This is a genomic window from Streptomyces sp. NPDC037126 (assembly GCF_055605965.1).
In genome coordinates this window covers 25,810-49,251 of the sequence record NZ_JBVJTD010000001.1, presented here as the reverse complement: position 1 = coordinate 49,251, position 23,442 = coordinate 25,810, and the positions used below count along the sequence as shown (strand labels likewise).

General features: G+C 73.2%; 20 protein-coding genes and 3 pseudogenes. 14 read left to right on the top strand and 9 right to left on the bottom strand.

Going from position 1 to position 23,442, the window contains the following annotated elements:
• Nucleotides 1-17: 17 nt before the first annotated feature.
• Nucleotides 18-2,591: an aminopeptidase N gene (gene pepN / locus ACZ7FF_RS00225; RefSeq protein ID WP_470808187.1), complete on the bottom strand. Its 2,574-nt coding sequence runs from the start codon at nt 2,589-2,591 to the stop codon at nt 18-20.
• Between the two features lie 113 nt (nt 2,592-2,704).
• Here pepN and ACZ7FF_RS00220 point away from each other — a divergent pair, with 113 nt between their 5' ends.
• Complete coding sequence (locus ACZ7FF_RS00220) at nt 2,705-3,181, top strand: DUF1203 domain-containing protein (protein WP_470808186.1); 477 nt, start codon at nt 2,705-2,707, stop codon at nt 3,179-3,181.
• Nucleotides 3,182-3,372: 191 nt separating this feature from the next.
• Here ACZ7FF_RS00220 and ACZ7FF_RS00215 read toward each other — a convergent pair whose 3' ends face one another.
• The 3 genes from ACZ7FF_RS00215 to ACZ7FF_RS00205 form a co-directional block, all read right to left on the bottom strand.
• Nucleotides 3,373-4,284 (bottom strand): LysR family transcriptional regulator, encoded by a 912-nt coding sequence (locus tag ACZ7FF_RS00215; protein ID WP_470808181.1) that lies wholly within the window; start codon nt 4,282-4,284, stop codon nt 3,373-3,375.
• 17 nt (nt 4,285-4,301) lie between these two features.
• Nucleotides 4,302-5,207, bottom strand: a complete 906-nt coding sequence (locus ACZ7FF_RS00210) for a DMT family transporter (protein WP_470808177.1) — start codon at nt 5,205-5,207, stop codon at nt 4,302-4,304.
• Between the two features lie 68 nt (nt 5,208-5,275).
• The gene (locus ACZ7FF_RS00205) at nt 5,276-6,247 is read right to left on the bottom strand and encodes an EamA family transporter (protein ID WP_470808176.1); all 972 of its coding nucleotides are present in this window, start codon (nt 6,245-6,247) and stop codon (nt 5,276-5,278) included.
• A gap of 126 nt (nt 6,248-6,373) precedes the next feature.
• Here ACZ7FF_RS00205 and ACZ7FF_RS00200 point away from each other — a divergent pair, with 126 nt between their 5' ends.
• Nucleotides 6,374-6,871 (top strand): MarR family winged helix-turn-helix transcriptional regulator, encoded by a 498-nt coding sequence (locus ACZ7FF_RS00200; RefSeq protein WP_470808174.1) that lies wholly within the window; start codon nt 6,374-6,376, stop codon nt 6,869-6,871.
• Nucleotides 6,872-6,979: 108 nt separating this feature from the next.
• Here the strand turns inward: ACZ7FF_RS00200 and ACZ7FF_RS00195 are convergent, their stop codons facing one another.
• Nucleotides 6,980-8,479, bottom strand: a complete 1,500-nt coding sequence (locus tag ACZ7FF_RS00195) for an FAD-dependent monooxygenase (protein ID WP_470808173.1) — start codon at nt 8,477-8,479, stop codon at nt 6,980-6,982.
• A 128-nt stretch (nt 8,480-8,607) separates the two neighbouring features.
• Between ACZ7FF_RS00195 and ACZ7FF_RS00190 the strand changes: the two genes are divergently transcribed.
• Nucleotides 8,608-9,165, top strand: coding sequence for a TetR/AcrR family transcriptional regulator (locus ACZ7FF_RS00190; RefSeq protein WP_470808172.1), 558 nt, complete (start codon nt 8,608-8,610; stop codon nt 9,163-9,165).
• A gap of 218 nt (nt 9,166-9,383) precedes the next feature.
• On the opposite strand, the gene ACZ7FF_RS00185 is transcribed toward ACZ7FF_RS00190, so the two are convergent.
• Genes ACZ7FF_RS00185 through ACZ7FF_RS00175 form a run of 3 tightly spaced genes read right to left on the bottom strand, consistent with a single transcriptional unit; the run spans nt 9,384 to nt 12,078 of the window.
• Nucleotides 9,384-9,659: a hypothetical protein gene (locus ACZ7FF_RS00185; RefSeq protein WP_470808171.1), complete on the bottom strand. Its 276-nt coding sequence runs from the start codon at nt 9,657-9,659 to the stop codon at nt 9,384-9,386.
• A gap of 58 nt (nt 9,660-9,717) precedes the next feature.
• A complete protein-coding gene (malQ, locus tag ACZ7FF_RS00180) occupies nt 9,718-11,820 on the bottom strand; it encodes a 4-alpha-glucanotransferase (RefSeq protein ID WP_470808170.1) in 2,103 nt (700 codons plus the stop codon).
• Nucleotides 11,821-12,078, bottom strand: a complete 258-nt coding sequence (locus ACZ7FF_RS00175; protein ID WP_470808169.1) for a hypothetical protein — start codon at nt 12,076-12,078, stop codon at nt 11,821-11,823. It abuts the gene before it with no gap.
• 134 nt (nt 12,079-12,212) lie between these two features.
• On the opposite strand from ACZ7FF_RS00175, the pseudogene ACZ7FF_RS00170 reads away from it, so the two are divergent.
• The 3 pseudogenes from ACZ7FF_RS00170 to ACZ7FF_RS00160 all read left to right on the top strand — a co-directional run.
• Nucleotides 12,213-12,578: pseudogene (locus ACZ7FF_RS00170) on the top strand (PadR family transcriptional regulator); the annotation flags it as partial.
• A pseudogene (locus tag ACZ7FF_RS00165) lies at nt 12,575-13,191 on the top strand (ABC transporter ATP-binding protein); the annotation flags it as partial. The pseudogenes ACZ7FF_RS00170 and ACZ7FF_RS00165, both read left to right, overlap by 4 nt.
• A pseudogene (locus tag ACZ7FF_RS00160) lies at nt 13,179-13,439 on the top strand (ABC transporter permease); the annotation flags it as partial. The pseudogenes ACZ7FF_RS00165 and ACZ7FF_RS00160, both read left to right, overlap by 13 nt.
• A gap of 104 nt (nt 13,440-13,543) precedes the next feature.
• Here ACZ7FF_RS00160 and ACZ7FF_RS00155 read toward each other — a convergent pair.
• Nucleotides 13,544-14,080 carry an HNH endonuclease gene (locus tag ACZ7FF_RS00155; protein WP_470808168.1) on the bottom strand — a complete coding sequence of 179 codons (537 nt, stop codon included), beginning with the start codon at nt 14,078-14,080 and terminating at the stop codon, nt 13,544-13,546.
• A gap of 325 nt (nt 14,081-14,405) precedes the next feature.
• On the opposite strand from ACZ7FF_RS00155, the gene ACZ7FF_RS00150 reads away from it, so the two are divergent.
• The 8 genes from ACZ7FF_RS00150 (at nt 14,406) to ACZ7FF_RS00115 (ending at nt 23,399) form a co-directional block, all read left to right on the top strand.
• Entirely contained in the window at nt 14,406-15,506 is a 1,101-nt protein-coding gene (locus ACZ7FF_RS00150) for a mechanosensitive ion channel family protein (RefSeq protein ID WP_470808167.1), read from the top strand.
• A 190-nt stretch (nt 15,507-15,696) separates the two neighbouring features.
• Nucleotides 15,697-16,107, top strand: a complete 411-nt coding sequence (locus tag ACZ7FF_RS00145; protein ID WP_470808166.1) for a Uma2 family endonuclease — start codon at nt 15,697-15,699, stop codon at nt 16,105-16,107.
• A 587-nt stretch (nt 16,108-16,694) separates the two neighbouring features.
• Nucleotides 16,695-17,906, top strand: coding sequence for an ROK family transcriptional regulator (locus tag ACZ7FF_RS00140; protein ID WP_470808164.1), 1,212 nt, complete (start codon nt 16,695-16,697; stop codon nt 17,904-17,906).
• A gap of 47 nt (nt 17,907-17,953) precedes the next feature.
• A complete protein-coding gene (locus ACZ7FF_RS00135) occupies nt 17,954-19,297 on the top strand; it encodes an ABC transporter substrate-binding protein (RefSeq protein ID WP_470808163.1) in 1,344 nt (447 codons plus the stop codon).
• Between the two features lie 2 nt (nt 19,298-19,299).
• Nucleotides 19,300-20,241 (top strand): carbohydrate ABC transporter permease, encoded by a 942-nt coding sequence (locus tag ACZ7FF_RS00130; protein ID WP_470808162.1) that lies wholly within the window; start codon nt 19,300-19,302, stop codon nt 20,239-20,241.
• Nucleotides 20,242-20,243: 2 nt separating this feature from the next.
• Nucleotides 20,244-21,140 carry a carbohydrate ABC transporter permease gene (locus ACZ7FF_RS00125; protein WP_470808160.1) on the top strand — a complete coding sequence of 299 codons (897 nt, stop codon included), beginning with the start codon at nt 20,244-20,246 and terminating at the stop codon, nt 21,138-21,140.
• Between the two features lie 7 nt (nt 21,141-21,147).
• A complete protein-coding gene (locus ACZ7FF_RS00120; protein WP_470808159.1) occupies nt 21,148-22,413 on the top strand; it encodes a 6-phospho-beta-glucosidase in 1,266 nt (421 codons plus the stop codon).
• Complete coding sequence (locus ACZ7FF_RS00115; RefSeq protein WP_470808158.1) at nt 22,404-23,399, top strand: N-acetylglucosamine kinase; 996 nt, start codon at nt 22,404-22,406, stop codon at nt 23,397-23,399. Before ACZ7FF_RS00120 ends, ACZ7FF_RS00115 begins: the two co-directional genes overlap by 10 nt.
• Nucleotides 23,400-23,442: the final 43 nt, after the last annotated feature.

Sequence of the window (23,442 nt, the reverse complement as noted above, 5' to 3'; positions counted from 1 at the left end):
GACGTGCGTACGGACGGCTACGCGGCCGACGCGTCCGCCGCCTGGGCCTTCAGGGCACGCTCGACGCCCGAGCGGGACTCCGAGACCAGGCGGCGCAGGGCCGCGTTGGGCTCGGCCGCCGCCAGCCACTCGTCCGTCCTCGCCAGGGTCTCGGCGGAGACCTGGAGCGACGGGTACAGGCCGGTGGCGATCTGCTGGGCGATCTCGTACGACCGGGAGTCCCAGATGTCCTTCAGGACCTCGAAGTACCGCTCGGCGTAGGACGCCAGCAGATCCCGCTGGTCGGTCTGCACGAAGCCGCCGATCACGGCCTCCTGCACGGCGTTGGGCAGCTTGTCGGACTCGACGACCGACGTCCACGCCTCCGCCTTGGCCTCCGCCGTGGGGCGGGCCGCGCGGGCGGTGGCCGCGTGCCGCTCACCGGCGGCGGTCCGGTCCCGCTCGTACTCGCCGGCGATCTCCGCCTCGTCGTACCGGCCGACCGCGGCCAGCCGCTCCACGAACGCCCAGCGCAGCTCGGTGTCCACGGCCAGGCCCTCGACGGTCTGCGTACCGTCCAGCAGGCCGTCGAGCAGGTCAAGCTGCTCCGGGGTGCGCGCGGTCGCCGCGAAGGCCCGCGCCCAGGCCAGCTGGTGGTCGCTGCCCGCCTCGGCCGCGCGCAGGTGGGCCAGCGTGGCGTCGGTCCACCGGGTCAGCAGGGCCTCGCGGGCCGCCGGGTCCGCGTACAGGTCGATCGCCAGCTTGACCTGGCGGTGCAGCGACTGCACGACGCCGATGTCGGACTCCTTGCCGATGCCCGACAGGACGAGGGAGAGGTAGTCGCGGGTGGCCAGCTCGCCGTCCCGCGTCATGTCCCAGGCGGACGCCCAGCACAGGGCGCGCGGCAGGGACTGCTCGAAGTCGCCGAGGTGCTCGGTGACCGTCCTCAGCGACTCCTCGTCGAGACGGACCTTGGCGTACGACAGGTCGTCGTCGTTGAGCAGGACGACGGCCGGGCGGGGCCGGCCGGCCAGCTGCGGCACCGCGGTCAGCTCGCCGTCGACGTCCAGCTCGATCCGCTCGGTGCGCACCAGCTTGCCGGTGGCGGCGTCCAGGTCGTACAGGCCGATGGCGATGCGGTGCGGGCGCAGGACCGGCTCGCCCTTGGCGCCGGCGGGCAGCGCCGGGGCCTCCTGCCGGACGGCGAAGGAGGTGACGACCCCGCCCGCGTCGGTGGCGACCTCCGGGCGCAGGACGTTGATGCCGGCCGTCTGCAGCCACTTTTCCGACCAGGTCTTCAGGTCGCGACCGGAGGTCTCCTCCAGGGCGCCCAGCAGGTCGGACAGGCGGGTGTTGCCGAACGCGTGCCGCTTGAAATAGGCCTGCACGCCCTTGAAGAACTCGTCCTCGCCGACGTACGCCACGAGCTGCTTGAGCACGCTCGCGCCCTTGGCGTAGGTGATCCCGTCGAAGTTGACGAGGACGTCGTCCAGGTCGCGGATGTCGGCCATGATCGGGTGGGTGGACGGCAGCTGGTCCTGCCGGTACGCCCAGGTCTTCATCGAGTTCGCGAACGTGGTCCACGAGTGCGGCCACTTCGAGCCGGGCGCGGCGGCCTGGCAGGCGATGGAGGTGTAGGTGGCGAACGACTCGTTCAGCCACAGGTCGTTCCACCACTCCATGGTGACCAGGTCGCCGAACCACATGTGGGCCAGCTCGTGCAGGATCGTCTCGCCGCGGACCTCGTACGCCGCGTCGGTCACCTTGGACCGGAAGACGTACTGGTCGCGGATGGTGACGGCACCGGCGTTCTCCATGGCGCCCGCGTTGAACTCGGGCACGAAGAGCTGGTCGTACTTCGCGAAGGGGTACGCGTAGTCGAACTTCTCCTGGAACCAGTCGAAGCCCTGCCGGGTCACCTCGAAGATCGCGTCCGAGTCGAGGAACTCGGCGAGCGAGGGACGGCAGTAGATGCCGAGCGGCACGGACTGGCCGTCCTTCTCGTACACGCTGTGCACGGAGTGGTACGGGCCGGCGATCAGCGCGGTGATGTACGTCGAGATGCGCGGCGTCGGCTCGAAGGACCAGACGTTGTCCTTCGGCTCGGGCGTCGGCGAGTTCGAGATGACGGTCCAGCCCTCGGGCGCCGTCACGGTGAACTGGAAGGTGGCCTTCAGGTCGGGCTGCTCGAAGGAGGCGAACACCCTGCGGGCGTCCGGGACCTCGAACTGGGTGTAGAGGTAGGCCTGCTCGTCGACGGGGTCGACGAACCGGTGGAGGCCCTCGCCGGTGTTGGTGTACGCGCAGTCGGCGACGACCCGCAGGATGTTGCGCCCCTCCAGCAGGCCGGGCAGGGCGATCCGCGAGTCGCTGAAGAGTTCGGCGGGATCCAGCTGGTCGCCGTTGAGGACCACCTCGTGGACGGCCGGCGCCACCAGGTCGATGAAGGACGCGACGTCGCCCCGGGCGACGTCGAAGCGCACCGTGGTCACGGACCTGTAGGTACCGCCCTCCTGCGCGCCGGAGAGGTCGAGATCGATCTCGTACGAGTCAACGGTGAGCAGCTCCGCCCGCTGCCGCGCCTCTTCGCGAGTCAGGTTTGTGCCAGGCACGCGGTCATCTCCTCGTTATGTGTCGGTTGCGTCATCCTTCCATGGGATCCACGGGGAGCGCGATGTCCGGATACCGCCGGTCAGCGGGGCGCCGGCGCAGAACGCTGGGCCGTATGACGACATACACCGCACGGCCCGTTCCGTCCCGGGTCCTGGAGGAGCTGCGCGCCGCCGACGACGCCGGCCGTCCCCTCGCCCCCTTCGCCGACGAGGAGGGCGGCTCCCCGCTGCGCTGCTGTCTGCGGCCGAGCGGGCCCGGCGAGCTGATCGCCCTCGTCTCGTACGCGCCGCTGCGCCGCTGGGCGGCGGCGACGGGGGCCGATCCGGGGGCGTACGACGAGCAGGGTCCGGTCTTCATCCACGCCGGGCGGTGCCCGGGGCCGTCCGGCACCGCGCTGCCCTTCACGGGCGCCCACCGCACCCTGCGCCGCTACTCGGCAGGCGGCCGCATCCTCGGCGGCCGCCTGGTGGAACCCCCGGAGAGCTTCGAGGCGGCCCTCACGGAGGCCTTCGCCGACCCGGAGGTGGCCCTGGTGCACGTCCGGGCGGTGGAGTACGGGTGCTTCCTGTACGAGGTGCCCCGGGGCTAGGGCCCTCCTGGTCAGGGGCGTGCGGTCACGGCGGGCCGGCGGCCGGCGTCGGGACCTACCGCCCCCTGGTCCAGGGCCGACGTCAGGGCGGGCGCCGGCCGGCCCCGGGACCGGGCCCCTGCGGATCAGGGCCCGCGGTCAGGGCGCGCCGCCGGTCGCCCGCGAAGCCCCTCCTGGTCAGGGGCCCGCGGTCACGGCGGGCCGGCGGTCGCCGCGGCCGCGTCCCGGAGGGCCTCCAGTACGCGGGTCACCGCACGGCCGGTCTCACCGCCCCTGCGCACCGCCGCCACCACGTGCCGTACCGGCCGGTCCGCGCCCAGTTCGCGCATCACCACCCCGTCCCGGCGGACCGCCGCCGTCCGGGGCACCAGGGCCACTCCCATGCCCGCCTCCACCATGGCGAGGATCGCGGTCCAGCCGGAGGCCGAGTGGCCCTGGTGGGGACTGAAACCGGCGGCCTCGCAGGCACGGCGGGTGATGTCGGACCAGGGGCCGCTGCCACCGAAGATCCAGTCCTCGGCCGCCAGGTCGGTGAGGCCGAGGCGGGGGGCCGCGGCCAGGGGGTGGCCCGGGGGCAGGGCGACGTCGAGGGGGTCGGCGAGCAGGGGCAGGCGGGTGAAGCGGGGGTCGGCGGCGCCGGGGGCCTCGGCCGCGAGCGACACGGCGAGGTCGACCTCCCCGGCGGCCAGCAGCTCGCAGGCCTCGGCGGCCTCCGCCTCGCGGACACGCACGGTCACGGCGGGGTGGGCCTCCCGCAGGGCCCGTACGGCGGGCACCACCAGGGCGGGTACGGCGGTCGGGAAGGCGCCGACCCGGACCTCGCCCGCCTCACCCTGGGTGTACGCCGCCAGCGCGGTCTCCGCGCGCTCCAGCTGCTCGAACACCGCCTCGGCGTGGGTCAGCACCAGCCGGGCCGCGTCGGTGAGCCGGACCCGGCGGCCGTGGGCCTCCAGCAGGGGCACGCCGAGCTGCCGGGCGAGGTTGGTGAGCTGCTGGGAGACGGCGGACGGCGTCATGTGCAGGGCCTCGGCCGTCGCGGTCACGGTGCCGCGTTCCCGCAGGGTGCGCAGGATCTGCAGCTTGCGGAGGTCCCACTCGGCCATGGCGGCACGGTACCGCTTCAGCCGCGGGACGCCGCCCCCAGCACGACCCCGCCGAGGATCAGGGCCATCGACAGCAGCTGGGGCCATCCCGTGGTCTCGCCGAGCAGCGCCCAGGACAGCAGGGCCACGCACACCGGCTGCAGGTAGTAGACGATCCCGGCGCGGGTCGCACCGATCAGGGCGACGGCCCTGTTCCAGGCGAAGAAGGCCACGGCGGAGGAGGCCACGCCGACGTAGAGGAGGGGCAGGACCGTGCCGGGCCTCACGGGGAAGCCGCCCTGGAGGGTGAGGCTCGCCGCCTCGGCGGGCAGCAGGAGGACCGTGCCGACGAGGAACGTGGTGAACAGGAAGCCCGTGCCGCCGAGTTCGGCGGGCCGGTGGCGCAGCAGGGCGCTGTAGCCGGCGAAGCAGCAGGCGGCCGCGATCATCCACGGGCCGCCGGACGAGAAGTGCGCCCCGCCGCCGACGAGCAGGGCCACGCCCGCGCAGGCGACGAGCAGCCCGGTGGTGCGGCGGGCGCCGAGCCGGGCGCCGCCCAGCCGCTCGAAGACCGCCATCAGCACCGGCGAGGCGGCCATGATCATGCCCATCGCGGGGGCCGGGGTGGTCAGTCCGGCCTGGTTGACGAGGGTGTTGTAGACGGCGACGCCGAGGAGGGAGGCGAGGAGGACGTAGCGGCCGTGCCCGCGGAGCCTGGCCCGCTGCCGCCAGGCCTCCCGGGCGCCGAAGGGGGCGACCGCGGCGAGGGCGATCACCCAGCGCCAGAAGGCGTGCTGGACCGGTGGGACGCTGTCGTGCAGCCCTCGGGAGGTGACGAAGCTGCCGGACCAGACGAGGGTGGCGAGGGCGGCGAGGGCGAGGCCGGCCGCGGGGGCGGCGGCCTTGCGGGAGGTGATGGTGGTCCTGGGCAGGACGGCGGCCACGGAGCTCCTTTCGGTGGGATGTGCCCGGTGGGATGTGCCCGGTGGGGTGTGTCCAGTGGGGTGTGCCCCTACCGTCGCAGCGCGCCATCCATCAGGTCCATCGAATCTTTTCGAGCGTTCTTTTCAGTGGAACTGAAGGATCGGGCGGCGAAGATCCGCACGGTCCGCCTTCCGCCCCCGGCGAACTGGCCCGCCAGGGTCGCGCCGAACGCCAGCGCCATGCCTGCCAGTTGGAGGGGGGTGAGCGCCTGACCGAGGGCCGCCCAGCCGACGACCGCCGCGGTCAGCGGGGACAGCGGGCCGAGGAAGCCGGCCTGGACGGCGGTGAGCCGGCCGATGCCGCGGAACCACAGCCAGTAGGCGAGGGCCGTGTTGGCCAGGGCTAGGTAGAGGTAGCCGCCGACCGCGCGCGCGTCCAGCGCGGGCGGGGCGCCCTCGGCCAGCAGGGCGAGCGGCGCGATGAGCAGGCCGCCCGCGGTGAGCTGCCAGCCCGTCAGCGCCAGGGGCCCCACCCCGTCCGGGCGGCCCCACCGCTTGGTCAGCACCGTCCCGGCGGCCATGGCCGCGGTGGAGGCCACGGCCGCGAGCACGCCGACGGCGTCGAGGGCGCCGGCCCCCTTGAGGACGACCAGGCTGACCCCGAACGCGGCCACGAGCCCGGCGAGCAGGGCGCGCCCGGCCGGCCGCCGCCCGAGCAGCAGCGCCGAGAGGCCGACCACGAACAGCGGTCCGAGCGAGCCGACGGCCGCGGCCGTCCCGCCCGGCAGCCGGTACGCCGCGACGAACAGCAGCGGGAAGAAGGCGCCGATGTTGAGCACGCCGAGCACGGCCGCCTTCGCCCACCACAGGCCGCGCGGCAGCACCCGGGTGAGGGCGAGCAGCAGCAGCCCGGCCGGCAGGGCGCGCATCAGGCCGGTGAACAGGGGGCGGTCCGGCGGCAGGAACTGGGTGGTGACGGCGTAGGTGGTCCCCCAGGAGACGGGGGCCAGGGCGGTGAGGGCGATCAGTGCGGCGGGGCGGGCGGCGCGTGGAGCGGCCATGGTGGGCACCCTTCCGGAGGAAGTGGGCACGGGTAATGCCAATCAGCACTGATTAGCTTAGCTCTAAGCTACTTACCGTCAAGCCACTTTCTTGCGGGCGACCGGGACGCGGCGGATACTCGCCGCATGCAGCAGCGCAAGGACCCCGTCGACACGATCGTCGAGCAGTGGGGGCAGGTACGGCCCGACCTCGACACCCGGGCGATGGAGGTCTTCGGCCGCGTCTTCCGGCTCGCGCGCGCCATGGGCGACCGCATGGAGAGGGCATACGAGCCCTACGGCATCTCCCGCGGCGAGTTCGACGTGCTGGCCACCCTGCGCCGCTCCGGCGAGCCCCACACCCTCTCGCCGCGCCAGCTGTCGGCCACACTGATGCTCACCACCGGCGGGATGACAGGCCGCCTGGACAAGCTGGAGCGCGCCGGGCTGCTGCGCCGCTCCCCCGACCCGCACGACCGGCGCGGCCTCCAGGTCACGCTCACCGACGAGGGCCTGCGCCTGATCGACGACGCGGTCGGCGCGGGCCTGGCGGAACAGACGGCCGCCCTGTCCGGCCTCGACGACGAACAGGCCGGCCGACTGGCCGACCTGCTGCGCGAGTTGCTGCGCACGACCGCGGACTAGCCGGACCGGACGCCGCCCGCCGCCGCGTCCGTACGCCGCCACGTCCGTACGCCCGGCCGGGCGCCCGTAGCGCCGCCGGGCGTCGGCCCGCGGGCCGACGCCCCATGGTCAGGCCGTGGCGCCCGCGCCGACACCGGCCCCGAGGTGCCGGGCCACCGCCGCTTCGACCGTCGCGGGCCGTGCGGCGTCGGCGGCCCAGGCGACATGACCGTCGGGGCGCACCAGCAGCGTCGTACGACGGCCGCTCGCCCAGCGGGCCACGGCCAGGCGGTCCGCACGGCCGGCACCCGCCTCGTACGGCTCCGGGGTGATCAGCACGAAGCGGCCGCCGCGCAGGGCCTCGTACAGCCGGGTGCCGCCGGCCAGGCGGACGTCCGGGACCCGGGTACCGGTGAGGCGGTGGGCGCCCCGGGGTGCGGGGTAGCGGTAGCCGAGGCCGGTGACCTGGCCGGCGACCTTGCGGCGGGCGGGTCCCACGGCGTTCAGGAACGTGGTGAGCGCGGCCCGGCCCGCGAGCGTCCAGAGGCGCTTGGCCATGGCCATCCGGACGATCCCGCCGCTGCTGCGCAGCACCGCCCTGCCGACCGGGTGCCGCTCGGCCTGGTAGCTGTCGAGCAGTTCGGGGTCCGCGTGGCCGCCGGCGACCGCGGCCAGCTTCCAGCTCAGGTTGGCCGCGTCCTGCAGCCCGGTGTTCATGCCCTGGCCGCCGGCCGGGGTGTGCACGTGGGCGGCGTCCCCGGCGAGGAAGACCCGGCCGACCCGGTAGGCCGGCGCCTGCCGCTCGTCGCTGTGGAAGCGGGACATCCAGCGGGCGTCGTGCATCCCGAAGTCCCGGCCGAGGGCGAGCCGGGTGATCTCCTTGATCTCCGCCAGGTCCAGCGGCTCGGTGTCCGGGACGTTGCGGCCCCGGTGCCAGCCGATCACCCGGTAGTAGCCGTCCCCGAAGGGCGCGAGGAAGGCGAACGCGTCCCCGACCGCGTTGACCGTCAGCAGGTTCCCCGGCTTCTCGGCCAGCCTGACGTCGGCGAGGACGACGGACCGGATCACCGACCGGCCCGGGAACGGCAGCCCGACCGCCTCCCGCACCGCGCTGCGCATGCCGTCGGCCCCGACGACGTAGGCGGCCCGCAGGGTCTCCGTCCGCCCCCCGGGCCCACGAACCTCGACCGTCACCCCGTCCGCGTCCTGCGTGAGTCCGGTCAGCTCGCTCTCGTACCGGAAGCCGACGCCCGCCTCGACCGCCCGCCGCTCCAGCACCTTCTCCACCTCGTACTGCGGGATGACGAGGAGGTGGTTGAACCGGGAGGGGAGGGCGGCGAGGTCGATGGCGAGGCGGCCGAACAGGTGCAGGCTGTCGAGGGGCCGGCCCGCGGCCTCCAGTTCGTCGGCCAGTCCGCGGGCGTCGAGCTGTTCGAGGGTGCGGGCGTGCAGGACGAAGGCGCGGGAGAGGTTGCTGATCCCGTGGGGGCGCTTCTCGACGACGGTGACCGGGACACCGGCGGCGGCGAGGTCGCCGGCGAGCAGCAGACCGGTCGGGCCGCAGCCGACGACGATGACGTTTTCGCTGGTGAGTCCCGCGGTACCGATGTTTCCCGTGGTGCCGGTCATGATGGCCTCCTGGGTGCCAACGTCCGTTGGCCAACATCCGTTGGTCAACGCTTGTTGGCAACAGTAGACCCGCACTCCCGGAGGGTCAACACTTGTTGGCCTACGCATGTTGGCCTACGCTCGTTGGCATGACCGTACGCCGCTCCGACACCACCCGAACCGCCATCCTCGCCGCGGCCCGCGAGCGTTTCGCCGCCGACGGCTACGAGCGGGCCACCATCCGGGCCATCGCCAGGGACGCGCACATCGACCCGTCGATGGTGATGCGGTACTTCGGCAGCAAGGAGGGACTCTTCGCGGCGGCCGTCGCCCTCGACCTGCGCATGCCGGACATGGCGCGGGTGCCGCGGGAGGAGGTCGGGCAGGCCCTCGTGGGCCACTTCCTCGACCTGTGGGAGGAGAACGAGGAGCTGCGGGCCGTGCTGCGGGTCGGGGTCACCAACCAGGCCGGCGCCGAGCGGATGCAGGGCATCTTCCGCGAGCAGCTGCTGCCGGTGGCCCGGCAGGTGTGCCCCGACCCGGAGCAGGTGCCGACGCGGGCCGCGTTGTGCGCCGCGCAGGTGCTCGGGATGGCCCTGACCCGCTACGTGCTGCGGCTGCCGGCGGCCACGGAGCTGTCCCGGCAGGAGCTGGTGGCGTGGCTGGGGCCGACGCTGCAGCGTTACCTCACCGCACCGAACCCCTGAGACGCGGGCGCGTACGGAGACCTACGGGAAGTGAGCCGCGCGCTCGCGGGGAAAGTGGGCCGCGGATCCGCACGGCGAATGGGCCGCGGGTCCGCACGGCGGACGCGCGGCGGGCCGGTGAGGAAAAACGCCGGGGGCGCCCGTCTCACCCGGGTACGGCTGCGTGCGCGTACCGGGATGACGGGCGCCCCCGGCGGGAGAACCGTGTGGTCGTCAGGTCAGACCTTGGCGCCGGACTTGACGTCGACGTCGGACGAGGTGGTGTCCTTCTTGACGTGCGACTTGTCCAGCAGCATCACCAGGCCGGTGATGACGGCGAACAGGGCGAGCGGGATCAGCACGTAGAGGCCCAGCGTCTGGACGACGCTCAGGCCCGGGCCGGGGTCGTCACCGTCGTCGCGGGTCAGCGCGAGCGCGGGGGACGACATGAGCAGCATCATCAGCGTCGTACCGGCGGCCAGGGCGCCGGCGCGCAGGGCGTTCTTCTTGTCCACGCATTCAAGTTAGCGAATCACCCGGAAGGACGCGCGTCCGGGGTCCCGTACCGCGGGATCATGGCAACCTGCCCTCCCTGAGCACCGCCAGCAGGGCCCGGAGCCGGGGCGAGGCCGTCAGCTCCTCCAGCGGCACCGGCCGGCCCGAGTGGTCCGCGATCGGCAGCCGCCAGTTCGGGTACTGGTCCCAGGTGCCCGGCAGGTTCTGCGGGCGCCGGTCGCCGACGCCGTCCGGCAGCCAGACGCCGATCAGCCGGGCCGGGGTGCGCAGCAGGAAGCGGTGGACGGCGCGGATCTCCTCCTCCTCGTCGGAGCCGGGCGGGCCGGCCGCCGGGCTGTCGAGCAGGCCGAGGCTGCCCAGCAGGGCGAGCCACTCCGCGATGTCGGCGACGGCCTCGGCGCGTTCCTCGACCGCCGGGCGGGTGAGCAGGCCGAGCCGGTCGCGCAGGTCGACGTGGTCGCCGGTGAGCCGGGCCGCGGTGGGCGGCAGGTCGTGGGTGGTGGCGGTGGCCAGGCAGTCGGCGCGCCAGCGCTCGGGCGGCAGCGGGTGCCCGTCGCCCTCCCAGTCGCGTTCGAACCACAGCACCGAGGTGCCGAGCACCCCGCGCCGCTGCAGCGTCTCGCGGACGCCTGGCTCGACGGTGCCGAGGTCCTCGCCGATCACCACGGCCCCGGCCCGGCCGGCCTCCAGGGCCAGGATGGCGAGCATGGCCTCGGCGTCGTAGCGGATGTAGGTGCCCTCGGTGGGCGGGCTGCCCTGCGGGACCCACCAGAGCCGGAACAGGCCCATGACGTGGTCGATGCGCAGGGCGCCCGCGTAGCGGAACAGGGCGCGCAGCAGGTCGCGGTAGGGGGCGTGACCGCAGGCGGCGAGCCGGTCGGGGCGCCAGGGCGGCAGACCCCAGTCCTGGCCGCGGGCGTTGAAGGCGTCCGGGGGCGCGCCGACCGACATGCCGGCGGCGAACACGTCCTGCTGGGCCCAGGCGTCGGCGCCGGCGGGGTGCACGCCGACGGCGAGGTCGTGCACGATCCCGACGGGCATGCCGGCCTCGCGGGCCGCGCGCTGGGCGGCGCGCAGCTGGCCGTCGGTGAGCCAGGCCAGGCGGGTGTGGAAGTCGACGCGGTCGGCGAGGTCGGCGCGGGCCCGCGCGGTGGCCGCCGAGCGGGGGTCGCGCAGGCCGTCCGGCCAGGCGTGCCAGTCGCAGCCGTGGGTCTCGGCGAGGGCGTACCAGGTGGCGTGGTCGTCCAGGGCCTGGCCGTGGGCGGCGCGGAAGTCGTCGTAGGCGGCCTGCCTGCCGGGGGCGAGGGGGACGCGCAGGACGATCTCCAGTGCCTCCCGCTTCAGTTCCCACACCGCGTCGCGGTCGATGAGGGCGCCCTTGTCGAGGACGGCGGCGCGCAGCCGCCCGGCCCGCTCCAGCAGGGTACCGAGGCGGTCGCGGTCCGCGGCGTACGCGAACTCGGGGACGTCCTCGATCCGCAGGTGGACGGGGTCGGGGAAGCGGCGCGAGGAGGGCCGGTACGGGGAGGGGTCGGTGGGGGCTCCGGGCACGGCCGAGTGCAGCGGGTTGACCTGGACGAACCCGGCTCCGGCGGTGCGTCCGGCCCAGCCCGCCAGCTCGGCGAGGTCGGCGAGGTCGCCCATGCCCCAGGAGCGGCCGGACAGCAGCGAGTAGAGCTGGACCAGCAGGCCGTGGCAGCGTCCGGGCGGGGCGGGCAGCCGGTCGGGGGCGACGACGAGGTGCGCGTGGCCGGTGCGCCCGTCGGGCGCGGTGGCGGTCAGCCGGTGGATGCCCAGCGGGAGGCCGGCGGCGTCCAGCGGGAGGCCGGCGGCGGCCTCCCGTTCCTCTCCCTGCTCGGTCTCCACGCGCAGGCGGGTGCCGGGCGGCAGCGCGGCGAGGGCGGCGGGGCCCGCCGGATCGCCGGCCCAGTGCACGACCGTCGGCGGCAGCAGGCGCTCGCGCAGCTCGCGTTCGCGTGCGGCGAGCGCGGCGCGGACGGCGTCCGGGGTGCCCGCGTCGACGCCGAGGGCGGCCAGGGCGGCGGCCACGGCGGAGGCGGGGACCGGCACGGTACGGCCCGGGGCGGGGCTGTAGGAGGTGGCGACCCCGTGCAGCCCGGCGAGCCGGGACAGCTCCTCGTCCTCGAACGCCCCGGCCATCTACAGCCCCGCGCCGAAGAAGTCCGGGACGGGGTCGGACTCGCTGGTCAGCGGGGTGGCGTCGGCGAGCGGGGGCTCACTGGTCAGGGGCTCGGCGTCGGGCAGCGGCGGTTCGCTGGTCAGTGGCGCCTGGACGCTGGCGCTCTCCGCGCTGAAGACGCACAGGCGTGCCGGGTCGGTCTCGGCGGACGGCTCCGCCAGGGGTTTCGCCTCGTGTTTCCACTGGGCCGGGATCGAGAGTCGCGCCGGTGCGGCCACGGGGGCCTCCTTGTCGTGTACGGCGGCCTACGACCTGACCTGCGGGTCACGCCGGCCAGGCCCTTGCGTGTATCGCAGCCCTACCCCGTGAGCGCTGCGGCAGACGTACAGAAGGGAACAACATGCCACTCGTCACATTCTCCCCGGGGCGACCACGCGGCAGGTTCACTATTCACTCAACGGACGACGGAGCGCGCGAACTGGCCGTCTGGGCCGGGGAGATCACCCCGCCCGCGCCCTTCCTGGCGAACGAGATCTTCGCCAAGGTCGTCGTCTCGATCCTGGCCGGCGGCGATCCGGCCGCCTATCTGCGCGCCCAGCGGGCCGCCCACATGGAGCGGATGCGGGAGCTCACGGCCGTGAAGACGGCCCCGGGCGCCGACCTGTCGACCGTGCTCTCGGCGGACTACGCCCTCGACCACCTCGACGCCGACCTCCGCTGGATGAACACCACGGCGGCCCGGCTGACCACTCTGACCGCGGAGGTCGACACAGCATGAGCAAACCCGGGGACGCCTCGGTGCCGCTCCTGGCGGGCCGGGGCCTGGTCACGGCGCACGGCACGACGCCGGCGCTGCGCGGGGCCTCGGTGGAGCTGCACGCGGGCGAACGGCTCGCGGTGACCGGGGCCAGTGGCAGCGGCAGCGGCAGCGGCAGCGGCAGCGGCAGCGGCAGCGGCAAGTCCACGCTGCTGCACTGCCTGGCGGGGATCGTACGGCCGGACGAGGGCTCCGTGACCTACGACGGGCTGCGGCTCGACCGGCTGCCGGAGAAGCGGCTGAGCGAGCCGCGCCGCGACGACTTCGGGGTGGTGTTCCAGTTCGGGCAGCTGGTTCCCGAGCTGACGGCCGTGGACAACGTCGCGCTGCCGCTGATGCTGGCCGGGTACGGCCGCGCCGAGGCCCGGGAGCGGGCCGGGGAGTGGCTGAAGCGGTTCGGGGTGCACGGCCGGGCGAGCTGAGCGGCGGCCAGGCCCAGCGGGCCGCGCTCGCCCGGGCACTGGTGACCGGCCCGAAGGTGGTCTTCGCGGACGAGCCGACCGGGGCCCTGGACTCGCCGGCGAGCGAGCAGGTGATGACGGCCCTGGTGCACACGGCCCGCGTCGCGGGCTCGCCGCCCAGGTCGCCGCCGGGGTGCCGCGGGCGCTGCCGCTCGCCCCCGCGGTCGCGCTCGCGGGCGCCGGGGGCACGGCGATCGGGACCTGGTACGCCTCGCTCGTCCAGGACCGCCTCACCCCGGGCGTGCCGTACGCCGCGCTGCCGGTCCCGGTGGGTGTGTACGCGGGCTGCCTGCTGGCGGCGGCCACCTCGCTGCCGCTGCTGCGCCGCTCGGTGCGCCCGGCCGAGCTGCGCCACGCGTGAGCGGCGCGTGACCGGCCGGCCCCGGGGGCACGGGGGACTCCCGGGGCCGGACCACGCCTGCGGCCCGGGGCGGACCGCCCCGGGTGTGCGAAAGCCCGGACCGACTACGCGGAGATGCCGTCGATCCGGGCCAGAGCGTCGTCCGCGCCGTACGGCTGCAAGTAGGGCAGCCAGCGCGGGTCCCTATGGCCGGTGCCGATGATGCGCCAGGCCAGTCCGGTGGGCGGTGCGGGTTTGTGGTGCAGCCGCCAGCCCAGCTCGACGAGGTGGCGGTCGGCCTTGACGTGGTTGCAGCGGCGGCAGGAGGCCACCACGTTGTCCCAGACGTGCTTGCCCCCGCGGCTGCGCGGGATGACGTGGTCGACGCTGGTTGCGACGCCACCGCAGTACATGCACCGGCCCCCGTCCCGCGCGAAGAGCGCTCGACGGGTAAGAGGAACGGGCCCCCGATAGGGAACCCGGACGAAACGCTTGAGCCGGACCACGCTGGGTGCGGGGACTGTGACGGTTGCGCTGTGCATAAAGGCGCCGGATTCCTCGAGGGAGACGGCCTTGTTCTCCAGTACGAGGATGAGCGCGCGGCGGAGCGGTACGACGCCGAGTGGCTCGTACGACGCGTTGAGGACCAGGACATGCGGCACGGGTGCCTCCTTGGGCGTCGGCGGCGCGTGGCTCGCGCCGGGACGATCTGCAGTCAGTCTCCCCTCATGCCTGGTGGAAGCGCCACCATGTCCCGGTAACGGGCTGGGAGTGTTTTCGACCACACCTGATTCATCCCCCGGATCATGGCCGGTTCAAGCCGGGGTGAGCCCCGTCTCTCCTGAGCCCTCCTTGGCGGATCCGCGCGGGACACACGCAAGGCCCCGTTAGTGTGGTGGTCCTGTCCGTCCGGTGATCTTTTCGTGACCTTGCAGACATTGACCGCCCTGCCGGTACGGACCGCGCAGCACCTTGGAGGTACCTGCCGTGTCGTCCTTGCCCGTGGTCCTGTCGGCCGCCGGTGCGTCACCGTCCCCGTCCCCGTCGGGTTCGACGGCGCCGGCCGTGCCGTCGCTCCAGGACGCCCAGGAGAGCGCGACGAACGCGGCGAGCTGGGTCGAGCAGAACTGGTCGACGTGGCTCGCGATGGGTCTGCAGATCCTGCTGATCGTGGTGGTCGCGGTCGCGCTCAGAGCGGTGGTGCGGCGGGCGATCAGCCAGCTGATAGACCGGATGGGCCGCGCCGCGCAGGTCTCGGAGGGCAGCGCGCTGGGCGGGCTGCTGGTCAACGTCGAGCGGCGCCGGCAGCGGTCGGCGGCGATCGGGTCGGTGCTGCGCTCGGTGGCGAGCTTCCTGATCCTCGGCACGGCCGCGCTGATGGTGCTGTCCACCTTCAAGATCAACCTGGCGCCGCTGCTGGCCTCGGCCGGAGTCGCCGGTGTGGCGATCGGTTTCGGCGCGCGGAACCTGGTCACGGACTTCCTGTCCGGTGTGTTCATGATCCTGGAGGACCAGTACGGCGTCGGTGACGTGGTCGACGCGGGTGTGGCCTCCGGCGAGGTGATCGAGGTCGGGCTGCGCGTGACGAAGCTGCGCGGCTCCGAGGGCGAGATCTGGTACGTCCGCAACGGCGAGGTCAAGCGGATCGGGAACCTCTCCCAGGGCTGGGCCACGGCCGGGGTCGACGTGACCGTGCGGGCGGCGGAGGACCTGGACCGGGTCAGGGCCACCCTCGACGAGGTCGCCGAGAAGCTGACCAAGGAAGAGCCCTGGAACGAGCTGCTGTGGGGCCCGGTCGAGGTCCTCGGCCTGGACTCCGTGCTCATCGACTCCATGGTGGTCCGGGTCTCCGCCAGGACGATGCCCGGCAAGGCGGTCCCGGTCGAGCGCGAACTGCGCTGGCGCATCAAGCGCGCGTTCGACGCCGCGAGCATCCGCATCGTGGGCGGCGCGACGGCCGTCGAGGACCTGGAGGACACCCCGGACCCGACCGCCGCGGTGGCGGCCCCCTCCGCCTACGCCAACGCGGAGTCCCCCCAGACCAAGGCCACGGCCCCGATCCCCCCGCCCGCGACCCCGGGCAGGTAGACGAGCGGAACGGCTCAGCACACTCGTTCGAGTGAACAGATGGGGCACCCCGGCGCGGACGCGCGGGAGGTGCCCCATCGTTCTGCCGGGGCGCCGGGCGTGGGCTTAGCCTGGCATCAGCGCGACGAGGAATGACGGCGCTTTCGAGCTTGGCTTCCAGTTCCGGGCCGCCGGATTTCGTCTCGCCGGTATGGGCAACGGCTACCGTGCCGCCCACGACGACGGCAGAACGACGGCTTTGATCGTTCCGGACTTCTACGTCCGTCGTCGCAGGCCGACCGAACTCGACGAGTCGTACCGCAAGGCCCACAAGGGCTGGTACCCCATCGACATGGTCGCCCTCGTGGGTGAGGTCACCTCCACAGACCACGAGACCGACACCGGCCCCAAGTTCCGCACCTACGCCGCCGCCGGAGTCCCGGTTCACGTCCTCATCGACCGCCACTCCGGGACGGCCCACTGCTACAGGGACCCGGTCCTGCCCGGCGACGATCCCACCGAGGCGTACTACGCCACCGACACGAAGGTCGACCTCGGTGCGCCCCTGCCTCTCCCGGCGCCCTATCCCACCCTGGACACCGCCCCGTTCGTGGGGGGCTGAGCGGCACGCGGGGGCGACGACGGAAGTCGCGCCCCCGCTCACTTCCGGTCAGGTTCCGCAAGGCGGGCCACCTGGCACAGCGCGACGAAGACGGCCGCCCGACGTCGGCCCGGTCCCCGCGTCAGTGCCCCGGGCCCCGCGCACCAGGGCGCCGCGCACGTACAGCGCGCCGAGGAGGCACAGCGCCGCCCAGATCAGCGGGACGACGCCGACGTCGCCGAGCGTCGCGCGAGGCCTGGTCGACCATCTGGATGGCCACGATCGGCAGGAAGTTCCCCACGGCGGCCGCCCACAGCCCGCCCAGCAGCCCCCGACCCACTGCGCCCGTTCCGGTGCACAGCGACTGTAAGTGTGCTGACCAGCGGAAACCACTCCCGTGACGCACTCGTGACCGCCTCTCGCGCAACAAGTCGGCCGCCGCGGCAGCGTTGTCTATTGACGCCCCCTTCGTCCTGGGCTTACGTTCCTCCCACCCCAATAGGAAAGTTTCCTAACTGTGATCTTTCCGACGGCCGGATGATCAAGACTGGACGTCGTCCCCGGGTCACTGAAAAGCTGGGCGGCTGGAAAGGCAGGTGTCGACCCCGATGGCAGGAACCGCCGGTACGCCGGGCACGCCGCGCGTCCTGCGCGCCATGAACGACCGCGCCGCCCTCGACCTCCTGCTGGAGCACGGCCCGCTGTCGCGCACCCGGATCGGCAAGCTCACCGGCCTCTCCAAGCCCACCGCCTCCCAGCTGCTCGCTCGCCTCGAGGCGGCCGGCCTGGTCCGGGTCACCGGCACCAGCGAGGGCCGCCCCGGCCCCAACGCCCAGCTGTACGCGGTCAATCCGGGCGCGGCGCACGCGGCCGGCCTGGACGTCACCCCCGACCGCATCCGCGCCGCCGTCGCCGACATCACCGGCCGCACGGTCGGCGAGTACGAGCTGCCCACCCCCGGACGGCGGCCGGCGCAGCCGGTCGTCCGGCAGGTCACCGACGCCCTCGACGGCGCCGTAAAGGCGGCCGGCCTGGCCCGCGACGAGGTGCACCGGCTGGTCATCGGCACCCCCGGCGCCTTCGACCCCAACACAGGGCGGCTGCGCTACGCCTCCCACCTGCCCGGCTGGCACTCCCCCGCGCTGCTCGACGACCTCGCGGCGGCGCTCCCGATGCCGGTCGAGTACGAGAACGACGTCAACCTCGTCGCCATCGCCGAACAGCGGCTCGGCGCGGCCCGCGGCCACGCGGACTTCGTGCTGCTGTGGAACCAGGAGGGCCTCGGCGCCGCCCTGGTCCTCGGCGGCCGGCTGCACCGCGGCTGGACCGGCGGCGCGGGCGAGGTCGGCTTCCTGCCGGTGCCGGGCACGCCCCTGGTGCGCCAGGTGACCAAGGCCAACAGCGGCGGCTACCAGGAGCTGGCCGGCTCCCAGGCGCTGCCGAAGCTGGCCCGGGAACTCGGCATCGAGGACGTGCCGTCCGGCCCCTGCACCGAGGCGGCGGCCCGGCTCGTGACCCTGGCCGCCGACCACACGAGCGGCCCCCACCGGGAGCTGCTCCAGACCTACGCGACCCGGCTGGCCACCGGTCTCGCCTCGCTCGTCTCCGTCCTCGACCCCGAACTCGTCGTCCTCAGCGGCTCCGCCCTGACGGCCGGCGGCGAGGTGCTGCGCGCCCTCGTCCAGGCCGAACTGGAGGAGCTGGCGGCGGCCCGCCCCCGGCTCGTCGTCGGCGACGTCCGTGAACACCCCGTACTGCGCGGTGCGCTGGAGTCCGCGCTCGCCACCACCCGCGACGAGGTCTTCGACACCTCGCGCTGAGCGCCGCGCCCCCTCCTTTCCCGACCCCGTCCCAGGGAGACCTCGTCATGCCCACACCCATACCCGGAGTCGCCCGAAAAGCGGCTTTTGCCCTGACCGCCTCCGCCGTACTGCTCACCGCCGCGTGCACCGGCCAGTCGAACTCCGGCGCCACGGACGACCCGTCGAAGAACACGACGATCAACTTCTGGCACGCCTGGAGCGCGCCGAACGAGGTGAAGGCGGTCGACGCGCTGGTCGCCGGCTTCGAGAAGGCGCACCCCAACATCCACGTGAACGTCGTCGGCAACATGACAGACGACAAGATCAACCAGGCGCTGCGCTCGGGCGGCGACAAGGCCCCCGACGTCATCTCCTCCTTCACCACCAACAACGTGGGCAAGTTCTGCTCCTCGGGCGCACTGGTCGACCTCAACCCCTTCTTCGAGAAGGCCGGGATCGACCCCGCGCGGACCTTCCCGAAGCCGATGAACGAGTACACCCAGTTCGACGGCAACCGCTGCACGGTGCCGCTGCTCGGGGACGCGTACGGGCTGTACTACAACAAGACGGCGTTCGAGAAGGCGGGCATCGCGAACCCGCCGAAGACCTGGTCGGAGTTCGAGGCCGACGCCAAGAAGCTGACGATCCCGGACGGCGGCTCGTACAAGCAGCTCGGGTTCATGCCGGACTACCACGGCTGGGAGTCCACCACCGAGCACTACTTCGCCCAGTTCTCGCCGACGTACTTCGCCAAGGACGGCAAGTCGGCCCTCGCCACGGACCCCGCCTTCGAGAAGGGCTTCGCGCTGCAGAAGCGGCTCGTGGACGAACTCGGCGGGTTCCAGAGGCTGGAGAGGTTCCGGGCCACCCTCGGCGACGAGTGGGGCCCCAAGCACCCCTTCCACACCGGCCAGGTCGCCATGCAGCTCGACGGCGAGTGGCGGCTCGGGATGGCCCTCGCCGCCAAGCCGAGGTTCGACATCGGCGTCGCCCCGCTGCCCGTGCCGGACGACCAGGTCGCGCAGTACGGCAAGGGCTACATCACCGGCACCGTCGCGGGCATCGCGGCCGGCAGCCACAAGCAGAACGCCGCCTGGGAGTTCGTCAAGTACATCACCACGGACACCGACGCCGTGGTCGGCTTCTCCAACGACCTGCACAACGTGCCCTCCACGCTGGCCGCGCTGAAGTCCCCGAAGCTGAAGTACGACCCGCGCTTCAAGACCTTCCTGGACATCGCCTCCGACCCGGACTCCACCACCTCTCCCGCCTCCATCAACGGCGGCCAGTACCTGGTGACCATCCAGCAGTTCGGCTACGACTACGAGAGCGGCAAGGCCACCGACCTGAAGGCCGGCCTGAGGAAGACGGCCGCGCAGATCGACACGGACATCGCGCAGGCGAAGTGACCATGAGCGCGATCACCTACGCGTCGAAGCGCCGCCGGTCGGCGCTCCGCACACTCGCCTTCATGTCGCCGTGGCTGATCGGCTTCGCGGTCTTCTTCGCCTACCCGCTGATCTCGACGGTCTACTTCTCCTTCATGCACTACGACGGCTTCCGGCCGCCGACGTGGAGCGGCGCGAAGAACTGGACCTACGTCTTCGAGCACTACCCGCTCTTCTGGCCCGCGCTGCGCAACACGCTGTGGCTGGTCGTGGTGATGGTGACGCTCCGGGTGGTGTTCGGGCTGGGCATCGGCCTGCTCATCACCAGGATCAAGACCGGGGCGGGGGTCTTCCGCACCCTGTTCTACCTGCCGTACCTGGCCCCGCCGGTGGCCGCGACCATGGCCTTCGCCTTCCTGCTCAACCCCGGTACGGGCCCTGTCAACTCGGTCCTGGAGAAGATCGGCATCCCGGCGCCGGGCTGGTTCAACGACCCGGCCTGGTCCAAGCCGGCCCTCACGCTGCTGGCCCTGTGGGGCATCGGCGACCTGATGGTCATCTTCATGGCCGCGCTGCTGGACGTGCCGGCCGAGCAGTACGAGGCGGCCGAACTGGACGGCGCCTCGGCGTGGCAGCGCTTCCGGTACGTCACCCTGCCGAACATCTCCCCGATCGTGATGTTCGCGGTCGTCACCGGCGTGATCCAGACCATGCAGTACTACACCCAGCCGCTGATCGCGGGGAAGGTCGCCTCGGGCGTGATCCAGGGCGCGGGCACCCAGTTCGAGCCCGGCTACCCGGACAAGTCCACGCTCACCCTCCCCCAGCTCGTCTACAACCTCGGCTTCCAGCGCTTCGACTACGGCTCGGCCTGTGTCGTCGCCCTCGTGCTCTTCGCCCTGTCGATGGCGTTCACCACCCTGCTGATGCGGCGCCGGGGCGGCCTGATCCAGGCAGGTGACTGACCATGACCCAAGTACTCGACCAGCCGGTGAAGCCGGCTCCGTCCGCGGTGTCCGGCGCCGAACGCACGGCCCGCCGCCGCGCCCTGCTGGAGTGGATCGCGGTGCACTGCCTCGGAGTCGCCGCCGCGCTCTTCTTCGTGCTGCCCTTCGTGTTCGTGCTGCTGACCTCGCTGATGAGCGACACCCAGGCCCTGAGCCGGGACCTCATCCCGCACACCTGGGAGTGGGGCAACTACCGGAAGGTCCTCGACACACCCGGCTTCCTGACCTGGTGGAAGAACACCCTGATCTACGCGGGCCTCGGCACCGTGCTGACCGTGGTGTCGTCCCTGCCGGTGGCGTACGCGCTCGCGAAGTTCCGCTTCCGGGGCCGCGATCTGTCACTCATGCTGGTGATCTCGATGATGATGCTGCCCCCGCAGGTGGTCATCATCCCGATGTACCTCTTCTGGGCGAAGCAGCTGGGCCTGTCCGGCACGCTGTGGCCGCTGATCATCCCGATGGCGTTCGGCGACGCGTTCTCCATCTTCCTGCTGCGGCAGTTCCTGATGACGATCCCGAACGAGTACGTCGACGCCGCGAAGGTGGACGGCTGCGGCGACCTGCGCACCCTGCTGCGGGTCGTCCTGCCGATGGCGAAGCCGGGCATCGCCGCCGTCGCCCTGTTCCAGTTCTTCTACGCCTGGAACGACTACTTCGGGCCGCAGATCTACGCGTCCGAGAACCCGGGCGCCTGGACCCTCTCCTACGGCCTGGAGTCCTTCAAGGGCGCCCACCACACCGACTGGAACCTCACCATGGCCGCGACCGTGCTCGTCATGGCGCCCGTGATCCTCGTGTTCTTCTTCGCCCAGAAGGCGTTCGTCGAGGGCGTCACACTCACCGGAGTGAAGGGTTAACCCCGATATGAAACTCACCGTGGTCGGCGGCGGTTCGACCTACACCCCTGAACTCGTCGACGGCTTCGCCCGTCTGCGCGACACCCTGCCCGTCGAGGAATTGGTCCTCGTGGACCCGGCGGCCGAACGCCTGGAACTGGTCGGCGGCCTGGCCCGCCGGATCTTCGCCAGGCAGGGGCACCCCGGCCGGATCGTCACCACCTCCGACCTGGACGCGGGCGTCGACGGCGCCGACGCCGTGCTGCTGCAGCTGCGCGTGGGCGGACAGGCGGCCCGCGAACGGGACGAGACCTGGCCGCTGGAGTGCGGCTGCATCGGCCAGGAGACGACCGGCGCCGGCGGCCTCGCCAAGGCGCTGCGCACGGTCCCGGTGGTCCTGGACATCGCCGAGCGGGTCCGCCGCGCCAACCCGCGCGCGTGGATCATCGACTTCACCAACCCGGTCGGCATCGTCACCCGCGCCCTGCTCGGGGCCGGGCACCGGGCGGTCGGGCTGTGCAACGTGGCGATCGGCTTCCAGCGGAAGTTCGCGGGCCTGCTCGGGGTGTCCCCGGCGGACGTGCACCTGTCCCACGTGGGCCTCAACCACCTCACCTGGGAGACCGACGTGCGCCTCGGCGGCCCCGAGGGCGAGAGCGTGCTGGCGAAGCTCCTCGCCGAGCACGGCGAGGCCGTCGCCGGCGACCTCCGCATCCCGCGCGCCCTCCTCGACCGGCTGGGCGTGGTCCCCTCCTACTACCTGCGCTACTACTACGCGCACGACGAGGTCGTACGGGAACTGGGCACCAAGCCCTCCCGGGCCGCCGAGGTGGCCGCCATGGAGCGCGAGCTGCTGCGGATGTACGGCGACCCGGCGCTGGACGAGAAGCCGGCGCTGCTCGCCGAGCGGGGCGGCGCCTACTACTCGGAGGCGGCGGTGGACCTGGCGGCCGCCCTGCTCGGCGGCGGCGGAAGTCCCTACCAGGTGGTGAACACGCTCAACCGGGGCACGCTCCCCTTCCTCCCCGACGACGCGGTGATCGAGGTCCAGGCGGCCGTCGGCACGACGGGGGCCGCGCCCCTGCCGGTACCGGAGACCGACCCCCTCTTCGCGGGCCTGATCGCCAACGTGACCGCGTACGAGGAACTGGCGCTCGAGGCGGCGCTGCGCGGGGGCCGGGACCGGGTCTTCCGGGCGCTGCTCGCCCACCCGCTGATCGGCCAGTACGAGTTCGCCGAAGCCCTCACCGACCGTCTGATCGCACACAACCGGGAGCACCTCGCGTGGGCCTGACCTCGACCGTCCTCGCCGTCGACGCCGGCAACAGCAAGACCGACGTGGCCGTGGTGGGCACCGACGGCGCGGTGCTGGCCACGGCCCGCGGCGGGGGCTTCCGGCCGCCCGCGGTGGGCGTGGCGGCGGCGCTGGACGCGCTGGCCGAGCCGGTGGTCCGGGCGCTCGGCCGGGCGGGCCTCACGTCCGCCGGCCATGTCTCCGCGTGCCTGGCCAACGCCGATCTCCCGGTGGAGGAGGAGCAGTTGGCGAGCGCGCTGCACGCGCGCGCGTGGGGGGCGACGGTGGAGGTCCGCAACGACACGTTCGCGATCCTGCGGGCGGGTGTGGCCGAGCCCCGGGGCGTCGCGGTCGTCTGCGGTGCCGGCATCAACTGCGTGGGCATGCGCCCCGACGGCCGCACCGCCCGCTTCCCGGCGATCGGCCGGATCTCCGGCGACTGGGGCGGCGGCTGGGGCCTGTCCGAGGAGGCGCTGTGGCACGCGGCCCGCGCGGAGGACGGCAGGGGCGCGCCGACGGCCCTGGCCCGCACCCTGCCCGCCCACTTCGGGCTGGCCACCATGTACGCGCTGATCGAGGCCCTGCACCTGGAGCGGGTGGCGCACGAGCGGCGGCACGAGCTGACGCCGGTGCTGTTCGCGACCGCCGCCGAGGGTGACCCGGTGGCCCGGTCGATCGTGCACCGCCTGGCCGAGGAGGTGACGGTGATGGCCGCGGTCGCGCTGACCCGCCTCGACCTCCTCGGCGAGGAGACGCCGGTCCTGCTCGGCGGCAGCGTCCTGACGGCCGGCCACCCGCTGCTCGACGACACGGTCCGCGACCTCCTCGCGGACCGTGCCCCCAAGGCCTGCGTGCGTGTGGTCGCGGCGAGCCCGGTGCTCGGCGCGGCCCTGCTGGGCCTGGACCGGCTCGGGGCGGACGCGGCGGCGCAGGAGCGGGCGCGGGGGTACTGGGAGCGGTCCCCCGGACCGGGCGACGACCGCTGACCGGGGCGCGCGAGTCCGTCCAGCGCATCGGCGCACGCACCTA